Raw genomic sequence first — 20,799 nt, 5'->3', positions numbered from 1 at the left:
AGGAGCCTCGCCAATGGCAACATTACCGTTCGAGCCGAATGTCCGAGCTTTCGATCCTCAGCGAGAATGGCGCCGCGCAATTACCATCCGCGCTGTCGCCCACCTCACGCACGAAGAAGCTGACCAGGTCGCTGCGCGCCTCTACGGCAAAGAAGCCGCCGCGATCATCTCCAAGTCCGCTGTTGCCCCTGCTGACACGAGCACATCTGCATGGGCCGGTTCGCTCGCTGCGACCGTCATCGGCCCCTTCCTCAAGTCGCTACGCGGGAAGAGCGGCGCAGCACAGCTGATCGAAGCGGGAACGCAGTTCAGCTTGGCGCGCGGCGCAGTGACCTTGCCGAAGCTAGCGACGGCCTTCCCGCAAGCTGCTTGGGTCGCGGAGGGCGGTCCTGCCCCAGTGTTTCAAGGCAACCTCGCTTCTACGACACTGACGCCGCGCAAACTGGTGGCGCTAAGTGCCCTAACGAACGAGCTTGCCGAGCGCTCGGCGCAAGACGCTGAAACCATCATCAGCGACCTCGTGAACGACAGCGTTGCGCTGGCGCTCGATACCAAGATGTTTTCGGCAGACACTGCCTCTGCCACGGCACCAGCAGGCTTGTTCAACGGCATTTCGGCGACGGCCGGAACGGCGGGCGGCGGACAAGGCGCGATGGCCACCGATCTGAAGGCTCTTACGGCGGCAGTCGCAGCGGCTGGCGGCGGCGGCAAAATCGTGATCGTGGCGGCTCCTGCACAAGCGATGACCCTGCAGCTGCTTGCCGGCTCAGGGTTCAAGACGCCCGTCATTGTGGTGCCGAGCTTGGCCAGCGGTACGGTTGCCGTGCTTGATGCCAACGCCTTCGCCAGCGGCTTTGGTGCTGCGCCCGAAATCACGTTCGCGCCCGATGCGACTGCGCACTTTGAGGATACCAGCCCGCAGCAAATCGGGACTGCAGGCTCACCCAACATCGTTGCTGCGCCGGTGCGCTCCGCATTTCAGGGAGACTTCAAGGTGCTGCGCTGCATTCTGCGGGTGGGATACGCGATGCGCATTCCGGCCCTCGCCTACACGACGACGGCGACTTGGTGATGAACGCACCGACCGAAAGCCAGGTGGAAGTTTGGGTGAAGAGTATCGCGAGGGCCGAGGCTCGGGAGATGGTCTCTCAGGCCAGCCGAGGAATGGCCGCTGCTACCGCAGATGCTGTGAAGCAAAGGCTCAAGGCCCAGGCACAGCGGATCACTGAGTTAGAGCGGCAAGTTGAGGCAATGAAGCAGCGCCAAATTTTGCCGGTGGAGGAATGGCCCTTGCGTGTGGTGAACGGCGGCTAAGATGAAGATCACCGAGGTCACCTATGCGCAGGCATCAAACCGCCTGGCAGCGGAGATCAAGCGGCTCTGGGGCGACGATCCGGGGACCGTCGACGATTTGCAGATGAAGAGCATGACGTGCCCTGTGCAAGGCACAAACCTAGTCGGCACTGGGATTGTTTGTTGGCCTAGAGGCAAAGATGTGCGCGACGGTATGGCCGTGGCTTATTACGGGCCCTTTCCTGCGACGGGCGTTTGATGAGCTAGCGACACCCAACAGGGAGCGCTGAATATAAGGACAGCCGCGTCGGAGCGGCGCTCGCTCCGATTGTTAACCGACCCCAATCCGGGGGACAGTGTTTTTTACACACGCAACTTTTTGAGGCACGCTGTGGATAAGTTCCGCAGGGGGGGCCGAAGTATGCGTAAATCCGAGGCAGAAGCAGTGCGCCTCAATATCTGGTCAGCGATCAACCCGATCCTGTGGGTTCTTGCTGGCGCGTTTGCCGGGCCTATCGTCGCCGCGCTACCGATAATGGCCAGCGTTTGGGGCACTGCCGGCTGCGCGGCCGTTCTCGTGCTTAATTATGGCTGGCACACAGTTCCGGCAAAGGTCAAAATCCCCGCTTGTCTGCTGGTCGGCGCCTTTGTCGCTTTATGTATCTACAAAGGGGTGCGGGAGTACACGGGAGCTAACTACCCGCTTAAATACCGCGTGTGCGGCGCTCCAAGCTATGCGAACGGATACGTCGATGGGATCTTCTTCGGCCTAGAGTGGGTGAACCCGAACAAGGCCAACGTGAATGTTCAGCCGATCAAACGCTCACTCAATGCCGGGGATCGGCATAGTAAGCTTCCTCTCGTCGCAATGACGGTGGCAGTGCATCCATCTGGCAATGCATCAGACGATCCAAAAACTACTGATTACGTCGCGTTTGATCCCCCGCTGACGCCAAAGGGCTCGTTGAGCGGCGACGCTCATTATGAATTTAAAATAGGGCCTGACCCGCAGCACCTGCGTCAAGACTTTGTCGTGGACGGGATGTTTTCCTTAGGGTTCACAGACGATCAGGACGGATACAGGTTTGAGTTCAGTCCGACTGGCAGTAGCAAACTTGCTTACGTTGGAGAGTGCGACATAAGCACCCAGATTGCCGCCCAGCCTCTCGGCTAAAATGAGTTTTCGGCCTAGCGACCTTCTTAGGCCTTCTTCTACTTGTCGGATTGGCTTCGCTTAGGCGGCGGTTCCCCAGTGGCCCACCACGGAGCCTCTATCAGATAAGCATCGTCGATGCTGTGAGCGATTGGTTCTGGTTCTGGTGGTGGGGAGACAAGTTTAAGGTTCTTACGCTTGAATAAACGCACACTCGTTCCATTCGGCTAACCCAGCTGAGGGGCAACAACCGATTTGATAACATTGGAACCTACTAAATATTACCAACCTTCATTAGGTTTCGCGGGTTTCCGCCAGAGGGGCTCTCTTTTTGTGCTTTTGGTTCGGCTCCCTCAGTCGCCAAAAGACCCTTCCAAAGACCCCTTTTGCGCCAACGCATGCTACAGTTATTCATCTTTCAGGCCTAACCCACTGAAAACATGGTGGGCGCGGTAGGGATTGAACCTACGACCCCACCCGTGTGAAGGGTGTGCTCTACCACTGAGCTACGCGCCCGCTGCTGTCGCGAGGAGTGCGCGGATATAATGCCGCAAGCGCGGCTGTCTAGCTTATTGAACGGCGTCTTTCAGCACCTTGCCCGGGCGAAACTTTGGCTGCGAGCTGGCTTTGATGTCCATCGGCTCGCCAGTGCGCGGATTGCGGCCGGTGGACGCCTTGCGCCGGGTTACGGAGAAGTTGCCGAAGCCGACGAGCCTCACCTCATCACCGCGCTTCAGCGTCGATGTGATGACTTCCAGCATGGTTTCGACCGCGCGCATCGCGTCATTGCGGCTAAGGCCGGCCCGATCGGCCACCTGCCCGATCAATTCCTGCTTATTCATGGGCCCGGTTTTCTCCCCTCGGCACCCGCAGACTCACACGCACGGGGCTGTCACCTTTAAGGCAAGAGTCGCCGTGCGTGTAAAGCTTAGTGACGGATTGCCGCCCCGGTCTCCGTCCCGGATGGGGCCACGGGCGGTTCGGCCGCATGCTCGTCGGCCTCAGTCCACTCGATCGCCTGCAATGGCTCGACGAGCGCACGGGCAAGGACTTCGTCGACGTGCGACACAGGCACGATTTCCAAGCCTTCCTTCAGGGTCTTCGGAAGTTCCACGAGATCCTTCTCGTTCTCAGCCGGAATGAGGACAGTCCGAATGCCGCCGCGCAACGCTGCGAGCAGCTTCTCCTTAAGACCGCCGATCGGAAGCACCCGACCGCGCAAAGTGACCTCGCCGGTCATCGCAACATCGCGGCGCACCGCGACGCCGCTCAGCGTCGAGATGATCGCCGTGACCATGCCGACACCTGCTGATGGGCCGTCCTTGGGCACCGCGCCCTCGGGCAAGTGAACGTGAATGTCCTTGCGGGCGAAGATCGACGGCTTCACGCCATAAGCCGGCGCGCGGGCCTTCACGAAGCTCATCGCAGCCTGGATCGACTCCTGCATGACTTCGCCGAGCTTGCCGGTAGTCTTGATTTGCCCCTTGCCGGGAACGGTGACCGCTTCAATCGTCAGCAGTTCGCCGCCCACCTCGGTCCAAGCGAGGCCCGTGACCGCGCCAATCTGATCCTCCTCTTCACCCATCCCGTAGCGATATTTCCGAACGCCAAGGAACTCGCCGAGGTTTTCTGGCGTCAGCTCGATCTTCTCGGCCTTGCCTTCGAGAATCTGGCGCAGCGACTTCCGGGCGACCTTCGCCAGCTCGCGCTCCAGGGTCCGAACTCCCGCCTCTCGGGTGTAGTGGCGGATCATGCCGCGCAGAGCTTCGTCCGAGTAGATAAGCTCTTCCGGTTTGAGACCGTGCGCATCCTTCTGCTTCGGGATCAGGTGGCGCTTGGCAATCTCCACCTTTTCGTCCTCGGTGTAGCCTTCGAGGCGAATGATCTCCATGCGGTCGAGCAAGGGCTGCGGCATATCGAGCGAGTTCGCCGTTGTGACGAACATCACGTCGCTGAGATCGTAGTCGAGCTCCAGATAATGGTCCTGGAACTTGTTGTTCTGCTCAGGATCGAGAACCTCGAGCAGCGCCGAGGACGGATCGCCTCGGAAATCCTGGCCGAGCTTGTCGATCTCATCGAGGAGGAAGAGCGGGTTCGACGTCCCGGCCTTCTTGATGTTCGAAATGATCTTGCCCGGCAGCGACCCGATGTAAGTACGGCGGTGACCGCGGATCTCTGCTTCGTCGCGCACGCCACCCAGAGACTGGCGAACGAACTCGCGACCCGTCGCACGTGCGATCGACCGCCCCAGCGAAGTCTTGCCGACGCCCGGCGGGCCGACGAGACAGAGAATCGGACCTTTGAGCTTGTTGGTGCGCGCCTGGACCGCGAGATATTCGACGATCCGCTCCTTCACCTTTTCAAGGCCATAGTGGTCTTCGTCGAGGACATTCTGCGCCTCGGCTATGTCCTTTTTGAGCTTCGACTTCTTGCCCCAGGGCAGGCCGAGCAGGACATCGAGGTAGTTGCGAGCGACCGTCGCTTCGGCCGACATCGGTGCCATAGCCCGAAGCTTCTTCAACTCGGCGTTGGCGCGGATGCGTGCTTCCTTGCTGAGGCGGGTCTTGCGGATCTTCTCCGCCAGCTCCTGCAGTTCGTCGCCGCCCTCTTCACTTTCGTTTCCGAGCTCGCGCTGGATCGCCTTCAGCTGCTCGTTCAAATAATATTCGCGCTGCGTCTTCTCCATCTGACGCTTCACGCGGCTGCGGATCTTCTTCTCGACCTGCAAAACGCCAAGCTCGCCCTCCATGAAAGCGAACACCATCTCGAGACGGCGCGACGGATTGAGCTCGCCAAGCAGTGCCTGCTTGTCGGCGACCTTGATCGAGAGGTTCGACGCAACCGCATCCGCCAGCGCCGACGGATTCTCGATTTCGCTAAGCTGGATTCCGGTCTCCGCCGGCAGCCGCTTGTTGAGCTTCGCGTAATTGTCGAACTGCTCGACGACCGACCGCATAAGTGCCTGCGCTTCGGGACCGTCAGCGTCCTCCTCATCGACTTCCTCCACCTCGGCGACGGTGTAACCATCGCGGGGTTCGAGGTTGACGAGGCGAGCGCGCTTGGCGCCTTCAACTAGAACGCGAACCGTACCGTCCGGCAGCTTTAAAAGCTGCATAGCCGTGGCTATGACGCCGAGATCGTAAAGCGCGTCGCGATCCGGATCGTCCTCGCCCGGGTCGAGCTGGGCGACCAAAAACAGTTCCTTGTCGGCACCCATGGCCGCTTCCAGCGCCGCAACGGATTTCTCGCGCCCGACGAACAGCGGCACGATGCGATGCGGAAAAACGACGATGTCGCGAAGCGGAAGAATAGGGAGGGAGCGAGTCATAAGGAGTATATGGGCGGCGCCCTCGTTCCGCGCAACAAAGGCAGCGCAACAATAAGGGTGAACTGCTCGCTCTAGAACCTAGGAGGCAGGATCATGGCTGACGACAGAGAAAAGATCAGCACCGGGCCGAACAACCGGCCATTGAACGAAACCATTGCGGGCACCGGTCCCGGTATCCCCGATGAGGCGCTCGCCCCCGGCGAGGAATTGCCCGAGGCGCCGAGCGATGAAGAAGTCGATCGCATCGCTGAAAAGCTCGGCGCATCGAGTGCCGAAAAAGATAGTTTGCCGCTGGAAGGTGAATGAATCGCGACGGACCTTAACGGAAGATTCTGTAACGGTTCAGTTTTCTCCTCTAATTATGGCGCTGTGAAAATGCGCCCATCCCTTCTCGCGCTCAGCGCGCTTGCCGTTCCTGCCGTTGTCATGGCGCAGGCGAACTGGCCCGCCCCCAGGCCAGTGCCCCCGCAGCCGCCAGCAGCAGTCGCCGAGCCCTGGATGGCGCAGCCCGCGCCTGTAAATCAGCAGCAGCCGTGGCAATCGCCAGCAGCTCGCTCCGGGCAATCGGCAGCGCTTGAGCCGATCGACCTGCCTCCCGCCATCGAACAGGGCGTCGACATGATCTATGTCGACCAGGAACTGGTGCCACACGCCGTGCAGGACCAAAGCATGTTCCACGACATTTCGTTCGACGCATGGAGCGGCGCGCCGGTCGACCTCTTCATGGCGGTCAATCCAATTTACACCGACCTTCGCCGCGGTTTGGTTAGGTATCGCCAGACCTGGGGCAATTTGCCGCAGGTGACGATCCCGAACGGTCCGACGCTCAAGCCAGGATCGACCGGTGAGCACGTGGCCATGCTCCGCAATCGCCTCGGCCTTGCTGCAGGCGACAAGTATGACGCTGCGCTGGCCGGGAAAGTGAAGGAATTTCAGGGAGTCCACGCAATCAAGGCGGACGGCATCGCAGGCGCCGGGACGATCGACGCGCTGAATCGCGGCGCTCAATATTATGAGCAGCTGATCATGATCAACATGGAGCGCGCCAAGCGCCTCCCCGCGCCCGGCGAGCAGAGCAAATATGCCGTGGTCGACGCCGGCGGCGCGCGCCTGTCGCTGTGGGAGAACAATCGAAAGGTCGACGAGATGAAGGTTGTCGTCGGCAAGGCCGAGACCGCGACCCCGATGATGGCCGCCTACATCAAATATGCGAGCGTCAATCCATACTGGAACGTCCCGCCGGAGCTCGCGCGCAACCTCATTGGCCCGCGCGTGGTTGCGCAGGGAATCAAATATCTGACCGACCGCGAGTATCAGGTGCTTACGGATTACACGCCGGACGCGAAGATCATCGACCCGGAGACGGTCGACTGGCAGGCGGTGGTGGATGGCCGAGCCGATGTGCGCCTTCGCCGCTTGCCCAGTCCGGCGAACTCGATGGGTATGATGAAGTTCATGCTGCCCAATTACTTCGGCATCTATCTCCATGATTCGCCGGAGAAAGAGCATTTCACGAAGAATGAGCTGTGGATCAGCAACGGCTGCGTCCGCGTCGAAGATTACAAGCGCTTCGCAGCCTGGCTGTTCAACGGCGCCGTGCCAAAAGGCCACAATCCGAAGATCGAGGAAGAGGTCAACCTTCCGAGGCAGGTGCCGGTTTACATGACCTATTTGACCGTGGCCGCAATGGCCGACGGGGTTGTATTCCGAGCCGACCCTTACGGCCGCGACCAGCATCTTATGGAGCGCTACGGGTCACAGCTGACGGCCGCGGTTCGCGGCTTCTAACTGGTGTATTGACACGTTAACACACCGGTAATAAATGCGCGGTCATGAGGCCGCTCGCGATCAGCTTCATCCAGCTGAGCACCTTCTGGTTCATCACCGCTTTGCTGGTGGCGAGCGTCGTTTGGGTGGCGCTGCGCTCGATCGACAAACCGGAGCGCGGCAAGAGGCGCTGGCTCTCAATCGTGGGTATCGCGCTTCAGTCCGCTGGCTGTGTCGCGGCAGGCATTGGTTTTACCAAGCCTTCGCTGCCCTGGTGGGCGCCCTACTCGATCGTTTCGACAATGCTGGTTCTGATGCTGGGCGGCACGGCCATTGCACTATTTCTGTCGGCGGCATCGACCATGGGCAAGAACTGGAGCCTCGTAGCCCGCACGCGTTCCGACCATGAGCTGATGCGAACCGGCGCCTTCGCGATCGTCCGCCACCCGATCTACCTCGCGCTGTTGCTTTACGTGCTGTGCATCGCCGCGGCGCTGGGCCACTGGCAACAGCTCGTGTTCGCAATTCCGCTTTACCTGGCAGGCACCTTCGTCCGCATCCGCGAGGAAGAGAAGCTGCTTCGGGCGCAGTTCGGCGAGGAGCACGCGCAATATGTGCGCGACGTCCCCGCCCTCATTCCACTGATGCTGTAAGCGCGAAGCCTAGGCGGCGTCGCCAGCCTTGTCCTTCGCCGCATAGACCCGGACTGGCTCCTTGCGGCCCTCGACGACATCCTTGTCGATATGAACCTCATCCACGCCGTCCATCGACGGCAGATCGAACATGGTGTCGAGTAGGATGCCCTCGAGGATCGAGCGCAAGCCACGCGCGCCGGTCTTTCGCTCGATCGCCTTCTTGGCGACTGAGTGAAGGGCATCGTCGGTGAACTCGAGCTCCACGCTCTCCATGTCGAAGAGCTTGGCATATTGCTTCACGAGAGCGTTTTTCGGCTCGATCAGGATCTTGACCAGCGCCTCTTCGTCGAGGTCCATCAAGGTCGCGATCACCGGCAGACGGCCGATAAACTCGGGAATCAGGCCGAACTTCAGCAGATCCTCGGGTTCGCAATGCTTAAGCGTCTCACCGGTCTTGCGCTCGTCCGGCGCGGCGACGTGGGCGCCGAAGCCGATCGACTTGCCCTGAAGGCGGTCGGCAATGATCTTCTCAAGGCCCGCGAACGCGCCGCCACAGATGAAGAGGATGTTGGTCGTGTCGACCTGCAGGAATTCCTGCTGCGGATGCTTGCGGCCGCCCTGTGGCGGGACCGAAGCGGTCGTGCCTTCCATAAGCTTCAGCAATGCTTGCTGCACGCCCTCGCCCGACACGTCGCGCGTGATCGATGGATTGTCCGACTTGCGGCTGATCTTGTCAATCTCGTCGATGTACACAATGCCGCGCTGCGCCTTCTCGACATTGTAGTCGGACGCCTGGAGCAGCTTGAGGATGATGTTCTCGACATCTTCGCCAACGTAACCGGCTTCGGTCAGCGTGGTCGCGTCAGCCATCGTAAACGGGACATCGAGAATCCGCGCCAGCGTCTGCGCCAGAAGCGTCTTGCCGCAGCCCGTCGGGCCGATCAGCAGGATGTTCGACTTAGCGAGCTCGACTTCATTCCCCGCCTTCGAGCCGTGAGCTAACCGCTTGTAATGGTTGTGAACCGCGACAGACAACACGCGCTTGGCGCGATCCTGGCCGATCACATAATCGTCAAGGACCTTGCAGATCTCCGCCGGCGTCGGAACGCCGTCGCGGGTCTTGACCAGCGCTGACTTCGACTCCTCGCGGATGATGTCGTTGCAGAGCTCAACGCACTCGTCGCAGATGAAAACGGTCGGTCCCGCAATAAGCTTGCGGACCTCATGCTGCGACTTACCGCAGAACGAGCAGTAGAGAGTGCTCTTGCCGTCGCCGCCGCCTGAAAGCTTGGTCATTCTTGTCCTTGCGTCTCGGCCGCGAACGACCGTCCTATAAGGGGCATGCTACCCCAGTTTGTCGCACAATCAACTCTGCGGGTTCGTTAACGCCTCCCGCTTCGGGATTGCTCCTTTGCTTTCAAATATATGGATTTGGGACGTCAGGGTAGCAAGGGGCGACTTGGAACCGCTCTCTCGGCTTGACGCATTTAGGCCTCAAGCTTGTCGGCCGCGTCATGCATGGCATCCTGAAAATCGGACCGCGCGTAGATGTCATTATGACCGGCGCCGCGGATCGTCCGCTCAAAGACCAGGTTCGGCACATTTTTCGCGAGTGCCGTCGTGCGCTCGCCCGGGACGATCTCGTCGCGCTCGGCTGCGATGATGACGACAGGGACCTTGGTACCCTTAAGAGCTCCCACTGCGTCGATCTCGTGGTCGAAGAAGTGCCCGATGGGAAGCCACGGGTACATCGACTGCGCCACCGCCTTGAGGGAATCGAACGGTGTGACGAGGATCACGCCGGCCATCTTTCGCTTCCCGGCGAGCGTAGCCGCCACGCCGCTGCCGATGCTGAAGCCGACGACGATGACACGCTTCGGCTTCACCCGCTCGACTGCCGCGTCATAGACCAGCGGCGCGTCCTCGATCAGCGCCTCGGCCGAGGGTTGCCCCGTCGACGGCGCGTAGCCGCGATAATGGAAGGCAACGACCGCATCGTCCGGATAAAGCTCGTGAAGATATTCAGCGACGTCTTGGCCGTTCCAGGCATTTCCGCCGAAACCGAGGATCAAAGTCTCGGCCGCAGGAGCGTCGTCAGCCGGAATGTAGACGCCCTTGAGCGACTCATCATTTCCAGCACCAACGGAAAGCAGTTCCGCTCCCTTCGGAAGCGGTCCGGCCTTGGCGACAGCGTGCGCGGGGAAGATGAAATGGGATTGGAGTTCGAACATAGCAAAAAAGGGCTGCGACGACGGCGGCGGCGAGGAATGCGAAAAATTTGAGGCTAAGCCGCGAAGGCTGCCTCGATAGCCGGCGTGACACGATCCACGGTGTAAGGCTTCTCGATCACCGGCGCGTTGTCGAACTCGGGCGGCGGCGGGTCGACATGGCCACCCGTTGCGATAACGAACGGAATATTCTTTTCACGAAGCTTCGTCGCCACCGGCCAGACGTTCTCGCCCTTGAGGTTCACGTCGAGGATCGCGAGATCGAACCCGCCCTTTTCAGTTTCGTCGAGCGCACATTGAACGGTGTCGCAGGTGCCGCTGACCTTGTGGCCCAGCGAATCCAGGAAATCTTCGAGCATCATCGCGATGAGCGGCTCATCCTCGACGATCAAAATGGAGTGCGCGCTCTGCATTGCCTCCTAGCGAATAAGGGTCACCACCGAATCCGCAAGAACCTAATTCACCGCAGTGTCATTTGGCGCCAAGCGTATTGCGTGCCGCTTCAGCGAGATCGGTCACCGAAAAGGGCTTCGGCAGGAAGTTTACATTCTCGATGTCGATCGATTTGCGGAGCTGCTCCTCTGCATAGCCCGACATGAAGAGCACCTTGAGGTTCGGACGGCTCTTGCGCGCCTCGCGGACCATCGCCGGCCCGTCCATGCCGGGCATGACGACGTCGCTGATGAGGAGATCGATCGGCTCACCCTTGTCGAGGATCTCCAGCGCGTCCTCGCCATTGTCGGCGGTGATGACCTGATAACCGTGACGCGTGAGGGCGCGCTCTGCGACGCTGCGGACCATCGGCTCGTCCTCCACCAGCAGCACGGTCCCGCTACCCCACAGCTCGTTCGGCTTCCCCTTCTCGGTTTTGCGAGGCTTGGCGGCGCCGGCCTCTTCGCGATGAACAGGCAAATAGATGACGAAGCGCGTCCCTTCGTCGACACGCGAGTCCGCAAATATGAAGCCGCCCGATTGCTTGACGATGCCGTAAACGGTGGAGAGGCCGAGGCCGGTGCCCTTGCCGATTTCCTTGGTCGTGAAGAAGGGCTCGAAGATCTTGCCGAGCACGTTCGGCGGAATGCCGCATCCAGTGTCGGTGACCGACAGCGCGCTATAATCGGCGACAGGCAAGATGTCCGAGCCCAGCTCTGCGACCTGGTCCGCCTTCACCGAATACGTCTGGATCGTCAGCACGCCGCCGCCCTTAAGCTGCATCGCGTCGCGCGCATTTACGGCGAGGTTGACGATCACCTGTTCCAGCTGACCCGGATCAGCGCGAACAGGGCCGAGTGCGCGGCCGTGCTTGACGACCAGCTCGACGGTCTCCCCAAGCAGGCGTTTCAGCAAATGCGACACCTCCGAGACTACGTCCGGAAGCTGCAGCACCTGCGGGCGAAGGGTTTGCTGGCGCGAGAAAGCGAGGAGCTGGCGCGTCAGGCCCGCTGCGCGGTTTGAGTTCGACTTGATCTGCTGGATGTCGTCGTAATCGCTGTCTCCCGGCGTGTGCCTCATCAGCATCAGGTCGCAATGGCCGATGATCGCCGTCAGGATATTGTTGAAGTCGTGCGCAACGCCGCCGGCGAGCTGACCCACAACCTGCATCTTGGTCGCCTGCGCGACCTGCCGCTTCAGCTTCGCCTCCTCGCTGTTGTCCTTGAGAAGAAGCAGCACCGCCGCGTCGCCAAGGCCGCGGAGCCCCGCGATGGTCAGGGCGACGGGCTCGGCAGTCTGACGCGCCAAGCGTACGGCGAGGTCCCCCGACATTGCCGGTCCGCGCGCATTGCGGCGCACCGCATCGGCGACCGCCGCTTTGTCTTCCTTGACGACGAGATCGCCCGGATAGACCGGTGTCGTCGACGCAGACACGCCGGCGGCGCGCCGAAACGCTTCGTTCATGGTCAGGAAGCGCCCGTCGCGATCGACCAGCGCGAGACCAATGGGCAGGAAGTCGAGCAGCGCCTGAAGGTTCGACCCCTGTGCCGCCGCCGGGGCGTCGGCGGCGTCGAACAGGAGGAAGGTACCTTCCCCGCCGTGGCCGTCGGCGCTGGCAGGCAGATGGACCGCACGAAGGGGCGCCGCACCCTCGCCGTCCGCGACGAGCCGCATCCGCTGGTCTTCACCGATGTCGACCAGTTCGGCGAAGCGAATGTTCGACTCTCCGATTGGTCGGCCGACGGCGCGTTCAAGGAAAAGGCTGTTGGCCGCTAGCAGGCGGCCTTTGGCGTCGACGATTGCCGCCATCACCGCCGCCGAGGCCAGCCGCTCACCGGCGAGACCTTCGATCTGGCGAACTGCGCGTGTCAGCGGGTCAATTGGTGACGGATCAGGGAAACGCCAAAGCAGGAGTTCGCGGTGGCCGCCTACTCGCTCCACCTCCACCGGGCTGACCCCTGCATGCGTGCCGATACCGGCCACGCACCCTGCCCCGTCGCGCCAGGCCATGGATTTGGCGAGTTCCAGCCCTTGCTTCGCCTGCTCGTCGGCACCCAGCTCAAGCGGAGGCTGCGACCCGCCAAACCGGTCGCGATAGGAGGAGTTGACGATCAGGAGCGAACCCTCGCCCGTCGTCAGCGCCGTTGGCTCCCGGCTTAGCCCCAGGGCCGCCCCGACGAGCGAGAAGTCGGGTCCGACCACCAGAGGTTCGCTGAGATTGATGTCCGGGGGCGGCCGTAGATACACGAACCCGCCCGCCGCGAGCCCCCCAAGCACAACGGCTCCGGCGAACAGCGGCTGGCCAACGAACACGAGCAAAGCCGCTGCGGTAAGCGCACCGACGAAGATCGCCGCCGGCACCAGCCAGCGGCTCCAACCGTCCAGCGGCGAGGATTCGATGCGGGGCAGTTCCTGGTACAGCACACCCCGCATCCTATCAGTTGTTCAGCGTCCTACCAGATGCGCACGCGATCGGCTGGTGCGAGGTACAGTTTCTGGCCGGGCTGAACGTTGAATGCCGGATACCAGGGGTCGAGGTTGCGCACCGTCGACACGCGCTGCTCGGAGGGTGAGTGCGCGTCAGTGAGCAGGCGCTGACGGAGGTTCGGCTCGCGATAGTTGCGGCGCCACACCTGCGCCCAACCGAAGTAGAAGCGCTGATCTGCAGTTGTGCCGTCGATCACCGGCGGCTCCTTCCCACCGAGAGACGCGATATATGCGTCGTGCGCAACAGTGAGGCCGGCGAGATCGGCGACATTCTCGCCCATCGTCAGCTTGCCCTGAACGTGGAAGCCGGGGAGCGGCTCATAAGCGTCATATTGCTTGCCGAGCCTGTCGAGGCGCGAGTTGAACGCCGCCACGTCCGCCGGCGTCCACCAGTCGGACAGGCGGCCTTCCTTGTCGTATTTGGCGCCCTGGTCGTCGAAGTGGTGACTAAGCTCGTGGCCAATGACCGCACCGATACCGCCGTAATTCACGGCCGGGTCGGCGTTCGGGTCGAAGAACGGCGGCTGCAGGATCGCGGCCGGGAAGACGATCTCGACCATGCCGAAATTGGCGTAGGCGTTGATCGTCATTGGGGTCATGCCCCATTCCCACTTGTAGATTGGCTTGCCGAGCTTGCCGACATTGTAAGCATAATCGAACTCGTTCGAGCGCATCGCATTGCCGAGCAGGTCGTTGCGATCGATCACCAGGCCCGACATGTCGCGCCACTGGCTCGGATAGCCAATTTTCGGCGTGAAGGCCGCGAGCTTGGCGTGTGCTTTCACCTTGGTTTCCGGGCTCATCCACTCAAGCTTGTCGATACGACGATCCATCGCCTGGATGACGTTATGCACGAGTTGGTCGGCCGCCGCCTTGGTCTCCGGCGGGAAGAAGCGAGCGACATAAAGCTTGCTGACGTCATCTCCGAGCGCGCCGACGGTGAAGTTCACTGCGCGCTTCCACCGCACTTCCTGCTCCGGCGTGCCGGACAGCGTCGTGCCGTAGAAAGCGAAATTCTCCTTGTCGAACGCCGACGGAAGATAAGAAGCGTAGGCGTCGAGAGAGCGGACCAGCAGCTGATCCTTCAGCACTCCCAACGGCGCCTTGTTCACGAGACTGGCAATCTTCGTGAAGGCGCTGGGCTGAGCAACGAGAACCGAGCTCACGCCCTGCGCACCGCTTTCGCGGATAAGGCCGGGGAAGTCGAAGCCCGGCGCCTTGCGGGCCAGCTCGGCGACCGTCAGCTTGTTGTAAGTCTTGGTCGCGTCGCGGCTCTCGATCTTGGTCCAGCTCGCCTGCGCGATTGCCGTTTCGAGGTTCAGGATCGCCTGGGCGCGAGCTTCCGGATTCTGCTCGCCAGCCAGCCGAAGCATGTTGGTGACATGCTGGAGGTACTTGGCCTTCGTCTCGGCAAGCTTTGCGTCCTTCGACAGATAATAGTCGCGGTCGGGCATGCCGAGGCCCGCCTGGAAGAATTGCAGGATGTACTGATCAGGTGCCTTGTCGTCCTGTCCCACGAAGCCACCGAACGGCGTGCCTATGCCCAGCCTAATTGCCTGGGCGTAAAGTGGCGCGAGACCCTTCTTGTTGTTCAGCCCGCGAACCTTGCCAAGCCACGGCTCGAACGGTGTCAGCCCCTTAGCTTCCACGCCGGCTTCGTCCATGAAGCTTGCGTAGGCCGCGCCGATCCGGCTGTTCGGATCCTTCGACTGCTCGTCGATTATCGTGCGGGTACGTTCGCGCGACAGGTCGTCGAGCACGGTGAACATGCCGTAGTTGGACTTGTCGGCGGGAATGGCGGTGTTCCTGGCCCAGGTCCCGTTCGAGAATTGGTAGAAATTGTCGCCCGGAGCCACGCTCCGGTCCATGCCCGTCACATCGAAGCCGTAGGCTCCATATTGCGGTTTGGGGGCTGGCGCCGCTTCAGGTGCAGTTGCTTCGGCCATCGCGGGCGCAGCAACCGCGGCTGGCGGCAGCGCAGACTGGCTTGTGCATCCGGCAAGCGCGCTAGTGGCCAGCAAGACGGCAGTGATCTTATGCATTACAAACCCCTCCAAGAACAAACACATTGGAAATGAATTGATTGGCGGCCTGCGGCTCACCAGAAAGTTTCGACGATCCCCCGGATTGAAGCTGCGAACGTCAAGCCCGCTCTTGCCGGCGGCGCCTGAACTTCGACTTCAGCCATGAAGCCCAAATCACCGACGCACCAAGATACCCGATCAGCGCGGAAGCGACGGCGATGGACAATACGCCAAGCGCAATCGGTCCCGACGCCTCATGGATCCAGAACAGCAGGCGGCTGAGCTCGCTCGAGAAGCGCTCCGCGGCAGCCTGATTCACCAGTGGCGCGTCGTGGTGAAGCTCCCACGACCCGATTCGATAAGCCGAGTAATAGATGAAGGGGATCGTCAGCGGGTTGATGACCAATGTGCAGGCCGCCGCGATGGCGACGTTCGCCCTAAGTGGGATCGCCAAGATTGCCGCAATAAACGTATGCATAAACGGGATGATGACGCCCACGAACAGCCCAAGCGCAACGCCGCGCGGAACGGACCGGCGGGTCAGGCGCCAAAGCGCCGGCTGGCTGAGATGCGGCGCGAACGGGCGCAGCAAGCGATACTCGTGAATCGATTGGCGCGTCGGAATGTGTCGCTTGAGCCAGTTCATCCGTGGCTCCGGAGCCGGTTCAGGCATTGTGCCTTAAGAGGCGCTGCTGGTCCCGCTTCCAATCCCGCTCCTTAATCGATTCACGCTTGTCGTGAACCTTCTTACCCCGAGCGAGGGCCAATTCGACCTTCGCCCGGCCCCTTCCATTGAAATAGATCGACAGTGGAACGAGGGTCAGCCCCTGCCGGGTGATAGCGCCATTGAGCTTTGCAATTTCTCGGTTACGGAGCAACAACTTACGCGGGCGACGCGGTTCGTGGTTCAGGCGGTTTCCGTGACTATATTCGGGAATATGGCTGTTGATGAGCCAGATCTCGTCACCGTCAACCGTCGCATAGCTCTCTGCAATCGAACCTTCGCCGTGACGAAGTGATTTCACTTCGGTCCCGGCAAGCTGGATGCCGGCTTCAAAGCGCTCTTCGACGAAATAGTCGTAGCGCGCGCGTCGGTTCTCGGCGACGACCCTCTGCTTGTCGAACGGTTGCGGGAGCGGCTTGGCCATTGCGGCGAGTTAGTGGCGAAGACCGCAAGTTGCCAGCACCGATGCTCGATGCCGCCGTTGCGATTTCGATTGCCATGCGTGGCGCACGCGGCGCCCGATCAAGCCAGGCCGGCGTGAGCCAGCGCTTCATCCACCGTCCGCTTCGAAGCATCAGAAGCTTCCACCAATGGAAGCCGGATTTCAGTGGAAAAACCTGCGCGCACACGCGATAGCGCATATTTTGTGGGAGCTGGCGATGCGTCGCTGAACAACGCGGCATGCAGGGGATAAAGCTGGTCCTGAAGCTTTAGCGCCTCATCCCACCGTCGCTCTCGCGTTGCCCTTTGAAAGTCGGAACATAGTTTCGGCGCCACGTTCGCGGTGACGGAGATGCAGCCGACGCCACCCATGGCGTTGAAGCCCAACGCCATGTCGTCGTTGCCGCTGAGCTGAACGAAGTCCTTGCCGCAAGCGAGCCGCTGGGCGGTCACGCGAGCGAGATTCCCAGTTGCGTCCTTGATGGCCGTGATCCGTGGATGCTGCGCCACCTTCCTAAGGGTTTCGACCGAGATATCCGCGACCGTTCTTGAGGGTACATTGTAAACAACGATCGGAATCGGTGATGCATCGGCGATGGTGGTAAAATGGGCAGCGAGGCCGGCCTGGCTCGGCTTGTTATAATAAGGAACGACAACGAGCGCGGCATCAGCGCCAACGTCTGCTGCCGCCCGGACCATCTCGATCGCCGCTGCAGTGGAATAGCTACCGCAGCCCGCAATCACCGGCACCCTGCCACGGGCGATCTGCACTGCATGAGCGATGACTTCACGATGTTCGTCACGCGAGAGAGTCGCGCTCTCACCGGTCGTGCCGCACGGCACCAAGGCGTCGCTGCCTTCCGCGATCTGCCATTCGACGAAATCGGCGAATGTGTCCTCCGAGACACGTCCGTTCGAAAAGGGCGTGACGAGCGCCGGGATGGACCCGAAAAACATGAACTTGCCTCCTTCGAAAGGCGTTCTCGGACAAGAGAATGGGCCGTTCACGGCCTGATAAGGAGCGGGGGCTGACAATGTCCAGCATGTGGCGTGTTGCTGTGATCGTGCCGGTGATGCTGGCAACCGTGGCGACGAGCTCGGCGCAATATGCTGCGCCGGTCGCCGCGCCCTACGGCTATGCCGCGGCGAACGTTGGTTCGTCGCTCAACGATTGGCGCCGACTGCGTCAGAGCAGCGGCTACAGTTTTGCCGACTACGCCCGATTCCTGATTCCCAATCGCGATTGGCCCGATGAGGCCAAGATGCGCAGCTGGGCCGAGAAGGCGATGCAGCCGGGTGAGAACCCCAACACGGTGTTGGCATTCTTCACGGGCGACAAGCCGACAACCGGAAATGGGTGGGCGCGGCTGGCGGATTCCCTGGCCGCTTCCGGCCGGAGCGCGGAAGCACTCGTCGCCGCGCGTAATGCCTGGGCCGAAGCCGATCTCAGCGCCACGGACGAACAATCGATCTGGGCGCGTTATGGGACGAGCTTTACCCGCGCCGATCAGGACCTTCGCGCCGACGCCCTACTCTTCGCGAAGAGGCCCAGCGACGCCGCACGTTTCCTGACTGCTACCAGTCCTGCACGCCAAGCCGCATTTGCCGCAAGAATCGCGATGCAGTCTAACGCGGCCGATGCGGACGCGCGCTACGGTGCCGTGGTCGGCTTCGTCACCAGCGACGCCGGACTGATGATGGACCGAGCTCGCTGGCTCAGGGCGAACAATTTCGACGGCGCCGCCCGCGACCTGGTCGCCCGCGCCCACAATTTCACCTATCGGCCCGCAGACCCCGAGCGCTTTCTGGACCTGCAACTGCTACTTGCGAACGATGCGGTGCAGAACCGGCAGTGGCAGACGGCCTACAATATCGCCAGTCAGGTCGACGATGTACTTGCAGCGGGTGTGGGCGTCAGCGACCAGTCCCTCGCCATCCGCGATGATTATACGAGCCTGGTTTGGCTAGCGGGCAGCGTCGCGCTGGATCGGCTGAACCGTCCGGCAAGCGCTTTGCCGATGTTTGACCGATACGCCCGTGCCGGGCGGTCGCTGCAGGTGCAGACCAAAGGCAATTATTGGGCTGGCCGCGCCTCGCTGAGTGCAGGGCGATTCGACACCGCGACCAGCTATTTTCAGCAGGCCGGCGCATATCCAGAGCTGTTCTACGGCCAGCTCGCGCTCGAGCGGCTTGGCCGCAGCGTCCCGGCGCCGCCGCAGGCAATGCCGCAATATGTGACGACGCAGGCGCAGCGAAACGCTTTCAACGCGCGCCCGCTGGTGCAGGCTGTCAGACTGCTCGGCCAGCAGGGCCGGTCAACTGAACAGGCTCTATTCGTCAAGGCGCTGGCCGATTCACTGACGACGGATTCCGAACGCTATCTCGCCCTTGAGCTCGGACAGCAGCTTCAGCGGCCCGACCTTGCCGTTTGGACGGCCCGGATGGCGCGGACAAAGGGCTCAATGTTCTATTTCAGCCAGGCCTACCCGCGGCTATCGGGCTCGGTTTCGCCCAGTCTGTGGTCGCTCGCCCACGGTATCACGCGGCAGGAAAGCTCGTTCGATCCTTATGCCCTCAGCCACGCCGGCGCGCGGGGAATGATGCAGCTTATGACTGGAACGGCACGCGAGCAGGCTGGCAAGATGGGGGTCAGCTATGACAGCTACCGCTTGATCAGCGACCCCAACTACAACGTCATGATCGGCTCGGCCTATTTCCAGCGTATGCTGAATACTTGGAACGGCAGCATTCCTCTCGCCGTAGCGTCCTACAATGCGGGCAGTGGGAACGTGCGCAAGTGGATCGACCGCTACGGCGATCCCCGCGGGCAGGTCGACATGCTCAAATGGATTGAGGCGATCCCCTACACCGAGACCCGCGCCTATGTGCAGCGCGTGATCGAGAACAGCGTCGTCTACGACTCCATGCGAGGCGGCTCGCAACAGCAGCAGGCGATGCATGTTTCGCGCTATCTGGGGAAAGGCCAACCGGGCTGATAATCCCCGCCTATGGCCGACTCACCGCCCCGTTTCATCACGCCGCAGGGTTTCGCGCGCATTCGCGCGGAATATGACGAGCTTTTCGGCGTCGAACGACCGAAGCTGGTCGAAACGATCGCCTGGGCCGCTTCGAATGGAGATCGCTCCGAGAACGGTGATTATATCTACGGCCGGAAGAGGCTGCGAGAAATCGACCGCCGGCTCGGTTACCTTGGCAAGGTCATGAAGACGGCAAAGGTCGTCGATCCCGCCGCCCAAGCGTCTCGCGACCAGGTCCGCTTCGGCGCAACGGTCGAACTGGCGGACGAGGATGATCAACGGCGCGTCGTCACGATCGTCGGTGATGACGAGGGCGACGCAAGCGCAGGGCGTATCGGATGGAGTGCTCCCATCGCCCGCGCTCTCATCGGGGCAAAGGTAGGCGACGAACGGATCGTTCGCCTTCCATCAGGCGAGAAAAGCTACGAAATCGTCGAGATCAGATACGCGGCCTTGAGCTAGGCTGCTCGTTCTGGCGTTCTAACCAGCCGGGGCGGCTCGGCGGGCATCGCCTTCTCCCATGCGTCGGCAATCGCGCTCAGAGCGGCGACAGCCGCCTGGGCCTCGTCATTGCCGTTGATCATCACCCACGGCGACCAGCGCGTGTTCGAATGGGCGCGCAATTCGTCGAGCGCCCGGCGATATGCGGGGTCGGACACGCGGATGGGCTCGTCGCGCTGCGCAACGGATAGCCACGGGTCCGCCGCGCGCTCGTTCAGTCGTTGCTCCTGCACCTCCGGCGAAACGTCGAAATAGAGCTTCACGATCAAGGTACCGTAGTCGCGCTGTTGCGCCTCGAACTCGTTGATCTGGTCGAAGGTGCGCGCAAGCGCCTTTTCGTCGATCCGGCCATGAATGCGATCGTCGAGCACGCGTCGGTACCAGCTGCGATAGAAGATGGCGGTGTCGCCCCCCGCCGGAAGCGCGCGCCAGAATCGCGCCAGCCAATGCCCGTCAGAGGCATGCCGGCGGTCGTAATCCACCGTGTGCACCGCGAAATGACACGGGTCGAAGGATGCCGCGAGCTGGCGGAGCGCCTGCTTTTTGCCTGACCCGTCAGGTCCTTCGAACAGGATCATGGCGCGTCGGCCATGGACGATTTGCGGCAGCTGCAGCTCGCTGAGATGCTCCCGAAGCGCGTCGAGCGCATCGAGCGTCGAATCGGGCGTCAGCCCTTCACCAATGCTTATCCTGCCCGGCACGATCAAAATGGTAATGGGAGGCTCGGTCGCCGACAATCGCGCCGAAA

At 61.6% G+C, this 20,799-nt stretch carries 20 protein-coding genes and 1 tRNA gene; 9 read left to right on the top strand and 12 right to left on the bottom strand.

What is annotated here, in order from left to right:
• The first annotated feature begins 13 nt into the window (after positions 1-13).
• The 4 genes from ABD704_RS01540 (at position 14) to ABD704_RS01525 (ending at position 2,467) form a co-directional block, all read left to right on the top strand.
• Positions 14-1,072, top strand: a complete 1,059-nt coding sequence (locus ABD704_RS01540) for a phage major capsid protein (RefSeq protein ID WP_344697933.1) — start codon at positions 14-16, stop codon at positions 1,070-1,072.
• Positions 1,072-1,314 carry a hypothetical protein gene (locus tag ABD704_RS01535; RefSeq protein WP_344697932.1) on the top strand — a complete coding sequence of 81 codons (243 nt, stop codon included), beginning with the start codon at positions 1,072-1,074 and terminating at the stop codon, positions 1,312-1,314. Before ABD704_RS01540 ends, ABD704_RS01535 begins: the two co-directional genes overlap by 1 nt.
• A 1-nt stretch (position 1,315) precedes the next feature.
• Positions 1,316-1,552: a hypothetical protein gene (locus ABD704_RS01530; RefSeq protein ID WP_344697931.1), complete on the top strand. Its 237-nt coding sequence runs from the start codon at positions 1,316-1,318 to the stop codon at positions 1,550-1,552.
• Positions 1,553-1,714: 162 nt separating this feature from the next.
• Positions 1,715-2,467 carry a hypothetical protein gene (locus ABD704_RS01525; RefSeq protein ID WP_344697930.1) on the top strand — a complete coding sequence of 251 codons (753 nt, stop codon included), beginning with the start codon at positions 1,715-1,717 and terminating at the stop codon, positions 2,465-2,467.
• Positions 2,468-2,887: 420 nt separating this feature from the next.
• Here the strand turns inward: ABD704_RS01525 and ABD704_RS01520 are convergent.
• The 3 genes from ABD704_RS01520 to lon all read right to left on the bottom strand — a co-directional run bounded on the left by ABD704_RS01520 (position 2,888) and on the right by lon (position 5,774).
• Positions 2,888-2,962: transfer RNA gene (locus ABD704_RS01520), tRNA-Val, on the bottom strand.
• Between the two features lie 53 nt (positions 2,963-3,015).
• A complete protein-coding gene (locus ABD704_RS01515) occupies positions 3,016-3,288 on the bottom strand; it encodes an HU family DNA-binding protein (protein WP_344697929.1) in 273 nt (90 codons plus the stop codon).
• A gap of 86 nt (positions 3,289-3,374) precedes the next feature.
• Positions 3,375-5,774 (bottom strand): endopeptidase La, encoded by a 2,400-nt coding sequence (gene lon, locus ABD704_RS01510; RefSeq protein WP_344697928.1) that lies wholly within the window; start codon positions 5,772-5,774, stop codon positions 3,375-3,377.
• A 93-nt stretch (positions 5,775-5,867) separates the two neighbouring features.
• Here lon and ABD704_RS01505 point away from each other — a divergent pair, with 93 nt between their 5' ends.
• From ABD704_RS01505 to ABD704_RS01495, 3 genes are all read left to right on the top strand, one after another.
• Positions 5,868-6,080, top strand: coding sequence for a hypothetical protein (locus ABD704_RS01505; protein WP_344697927.1), 213 nt, complete (start codon positions 5,868-5,870; stop codon positions 6,078-6,080).
• A 69-nt stretch (positions 6,081-6,149) separates the two neighbouring features.
• A complete protein-coding gene (locus ABD704_RS01500; RefSeq protein ID WP_344697926.1) occupies positions 6,150-7,562 on the top strand; it encodes a L,D-transpeptidase family protein in 1,413 nt (470 codons plus the stop codon).
• Positions 7,563-7,606: 44 nt separating this feature from the next.
• Positions 7,607-8,194, top strand: coding sequence for a methyltransferase family protein (locus ABD704_RS01495; RefSeq protein ID WP_344697925.1), 588 nt, complete (start codon positions 7,607-7,609; stop codon positions 8,192-8,194).
• A gap of 9 nt (positions 8,195-8,203) precedes the next feature.
• On the opposite strand, the gene clpX is transcribed toward ABD704_RS01495, so the two are convergent.
• The 8 genes from clpX to dapA form a co-directional block, all read right to left on the bottom strand.
• Entirely contained in the window at positions 8,204-9,472 is a 1,269-nt protein-coding gene (clpX, locus tag ABD704_RS01490) for an ATP-dependent Clp protease ATP-binding subunit ClpX (RefSeq protein ID WP_344697924.1), read from the bottom strand.
• A gap of 191 nt (positions 9,473-9,663) precedes the next feature.
• Complete coding sequence (locus ABD704_RS01485) at positions 9,664-10,407, bottom strand: alpha/beta hydrolase (RefSeq protein ID WP_344697923.1); 744 nt, start codon at positions 10,405-10,407, stop codon at positions 9,664-9,666.
• Between the two features lie 53 nt (positions 10,408-10,460).
• Positions 10,461-10,817, bottom strand: coding sequence for a response regulator (locus ABD704_RS01480; RefSeq protein ID WP_344697922.1), 357 nt, complete (start codon positions 10,815-10,817; stop codon positions 10,461-10,463).
• Between the two features lie 58 nt (positions 10,818-10,875).
• A complete protein-coding gene (locus ABD704_RS01475) occupies positions 10,876-13,260 on the bottom strand; it encodes a hybrid sensor histidine kinase/response regulator (RefSeq protein ID WP_344697921.1) in 2,385 nt (794 codons plus the stop codon).
• Positions 13,261-13,289: 29 nt separating this feature from the next.
• Positions 13,290-15,365: a M13 family metallopeptidase gene (locus ABD704_RS01470; RefSeq protein WP_425565366.1), complete on the bottom strand. Its 2,076-nt coding sequence runs from the start codon at positions 15,363-15,365 to the stop codon at positions 13,290-13,292.
• 100 nt (positions 15,366-15,465) lie between these two features.
• Positions 15,466-15,993, bottom strand: a complete 528-nt coding sequence (locus tag ABD704_RS01465) for a DUF2062 domain-containing protein (RefSeq protein WP_344697920.1) — start codon at positions 15,991-15,993, stop codon at positions 15,466-15,468.
• Positions 15,994-16,012: 19 nt separating this feature from the next.
• Positions 16,013-16,495 (bottom strand): SsrA-binding protein SmpB, encoded by a 483-nt coding sequence (gene smpB, locus ABD704_RS01460; RefSeq protein ID WP_344697919.1) that lies wholly within the window; start codon positions 16,493-16,495, stop codon positions 16,013-16,015.
• Positions 16,496-16,593: 98 nt separating this feature from the next.
• Positions 16,594-17,469, bottom strand: coding sequence for a 4-hydroxy-tetrahydrodipicolinate synthase (gene dapA / locus ABD704_RS01455; RefSeq protein ID WP_344697918.1), 876 nt, complete (start codon positions 17,467-17,469; stop codon positions 16,594-16,596).
• 77 nt (positions 17,470-17,546) lie between these two features.
• Between dapA and ABD704_RS01450 the strand changes: the two genes are divergently transcribed.
• On the top strand, positions 17,547-19,508 hold the full coding sequence (locus ABD704_RS01450) for a lytic transglycosylase domain-containing protein (protein WP_344697917.1): 1,962 nt from the start codon (positions 17,547-17,549) through the stop codon (positions 19,506-19,508).
• 12 nt (positions 19,509-19,520) lie between these two features.
• The gene (greB, locus tag ABD704_RS01445; RefSeq protein ID WP_344697916.1) at positions 19,521-20,012 is read left to right on the top strand and encodes a transcription elongation factor GreB; all 492 of its coding nucleotides are present in this window, start codon (positions 19,521-19,523) and stop codon (positions 20,010-20,012) included.
• Here the strand turns inward: greB and ABD704_RS01440 are convergent.
• Positions 20,009-20,752: a polyphosphate kinase 2 family protein gene (locus ABD704_RS01440; RefSeq protein ID WP_344697915.1), complete on the bottom strand. Its 744-nt coding sequence runs from the start codon at positions 20,750-20,752 to the stop codon at positions 20,009-20,011. The genes greB and ABD704_RS01440 overlap by 4 nt on opposite strands.
• Between the last annotated feature and the right edge of the window lie 47 nt (positions 20,753-20,799).

It is taken from the genome of Sphingomonas limnosediminicola, assembly GCF_039537965.1.
Lineage (GTDB): Bacteria > Pseudomonadota > Alphaproteobacteria > Sphingomonadales > Sphingomonadaceae > Sphingomicrobium > Sphingomicrobium limnosediminicola.
This window is presented reverse-complemented; position numbering and strand designations above follow the sequence as displayed.

Coding starts and splice junctions, on each gene's coding strand:
- greB (WP_344697916.1), top strand. CDS start 19,521: ATGGCCGACTCACCGCCCCGTTTCATCACGCCGCAGGGTTTCGCGCGC.
- smpB (WP_344697919.1), bottom strand. CDS start 16,495: ATGGCCAAGCCGCTCCCGCAACCGTTCGACAAGCAGAGGGTCGTCGCC.
- ABD704_RS01500 (WP_344697926.1), top strand. CDS start 6,150: ATGCGCCCATCCCTTCTCGCGCTCAGCGCGCTTGCCGTTCCTGCCGTT.
- ABD704_RS01530 (WP_344697931.1), top strand. CDS start 1,316: ATGAAGATCACCGAGGTCACCTATGCGCAGGCATCAAACCGCCTGGCA.
- ABD704_RS01480 (WP_344697922.1), bottom strand. CDS start 10,817: ATGCAGAGCGCGCACTCCATTTTGATCGTCGAGGATGAGCCGCTCATC.
- dapA (WP_344697918.1), bottom strand. CDS start 17,469: ATGTTTTTCGGGTCCATCCCGGCGCTCGTCACGCCCTTTTCGAACGGA.
- ABD704_RS01540 (WP_344697933.1), top strand. CDS start 14: ATGGCAACATTACCGTTCGAGCCGAATGTCCGAGCTTTCGATCCTCAG.
- ABD704_RS01485 (WP_344697923.1), bottom strand. CDS start 10,407: ATGTTCGAACTCCAATCCCATTTCATCTTCCCCGCGCACGCTGTCGCC.
- clpX (WP_344697924.1), bottom strand. CDS start 9,472: ATGACCAAGCTTTCAGGCGGCGGCGACGGCAAGAGCACTCTCTACTGC.
- ABD704_RS01505 (WP_344697927.1), top strand. CDS start 5,868: ATGGCTGACGACAGAGAAAAGATCAGCACCGGGCCGAACAACCGGCCA.
- lon (WP_344697928.1), bottom strand. CDS start 5,774: ATGACTCGCTCCCTCCCTATTCTTCCGCTTCGCGACATCGTCGTTTTT.
- ABD704_RS01495 (WP_344697925.1), top strand. CDS start 7,607: ATGAGGCCGCTCGCGATCAGCTTCATCCAGCTGAGCACCTTCTGGTTC.
- ABD704_RS01525 (WP_344697930.1), top strand. CDS start 1,715: ATGCGTAAATCCGAGGCAGAAGCAGTGCGCCTCAATATCTGGTCAGCG.
- ABD704_RS01465 (WP_344697920.1), bottom strand. CDS start 15,993: ATGAACTGGCTCAAGCGACACATTCCGACGCGCCAATCGATTCACGAG.
- ABD704_RS01470 (WP_425565366.1), bottom strand. CDS start 15,365: ATGCATAAGATCACTGCCGTCTTGCTGGCCACTAGCGCGCTTGCCGGA.
- ABD704_RS01450 (WP_344697917.1), top strand. CDS start 17,547: ATGTCCAGCATGTGGCGTGTTGCTGTGATCGTGCCGGTGATGCTGGCA.
- ABD704_RS01535 (WP_344697932.1), top strand. CDS start 1,072: ATGAACGCACCGACCGAAAGCCAGGTGGAAGTTTGGGTGAAGAGTATC.
- ABD704_RS01515 (WP_344697929.1), bottom strand. CDS start 3,288: ATGAATAAGCAGGAATTGATCGGGCAGGTGGCCGATCGGGCCGGCCTT.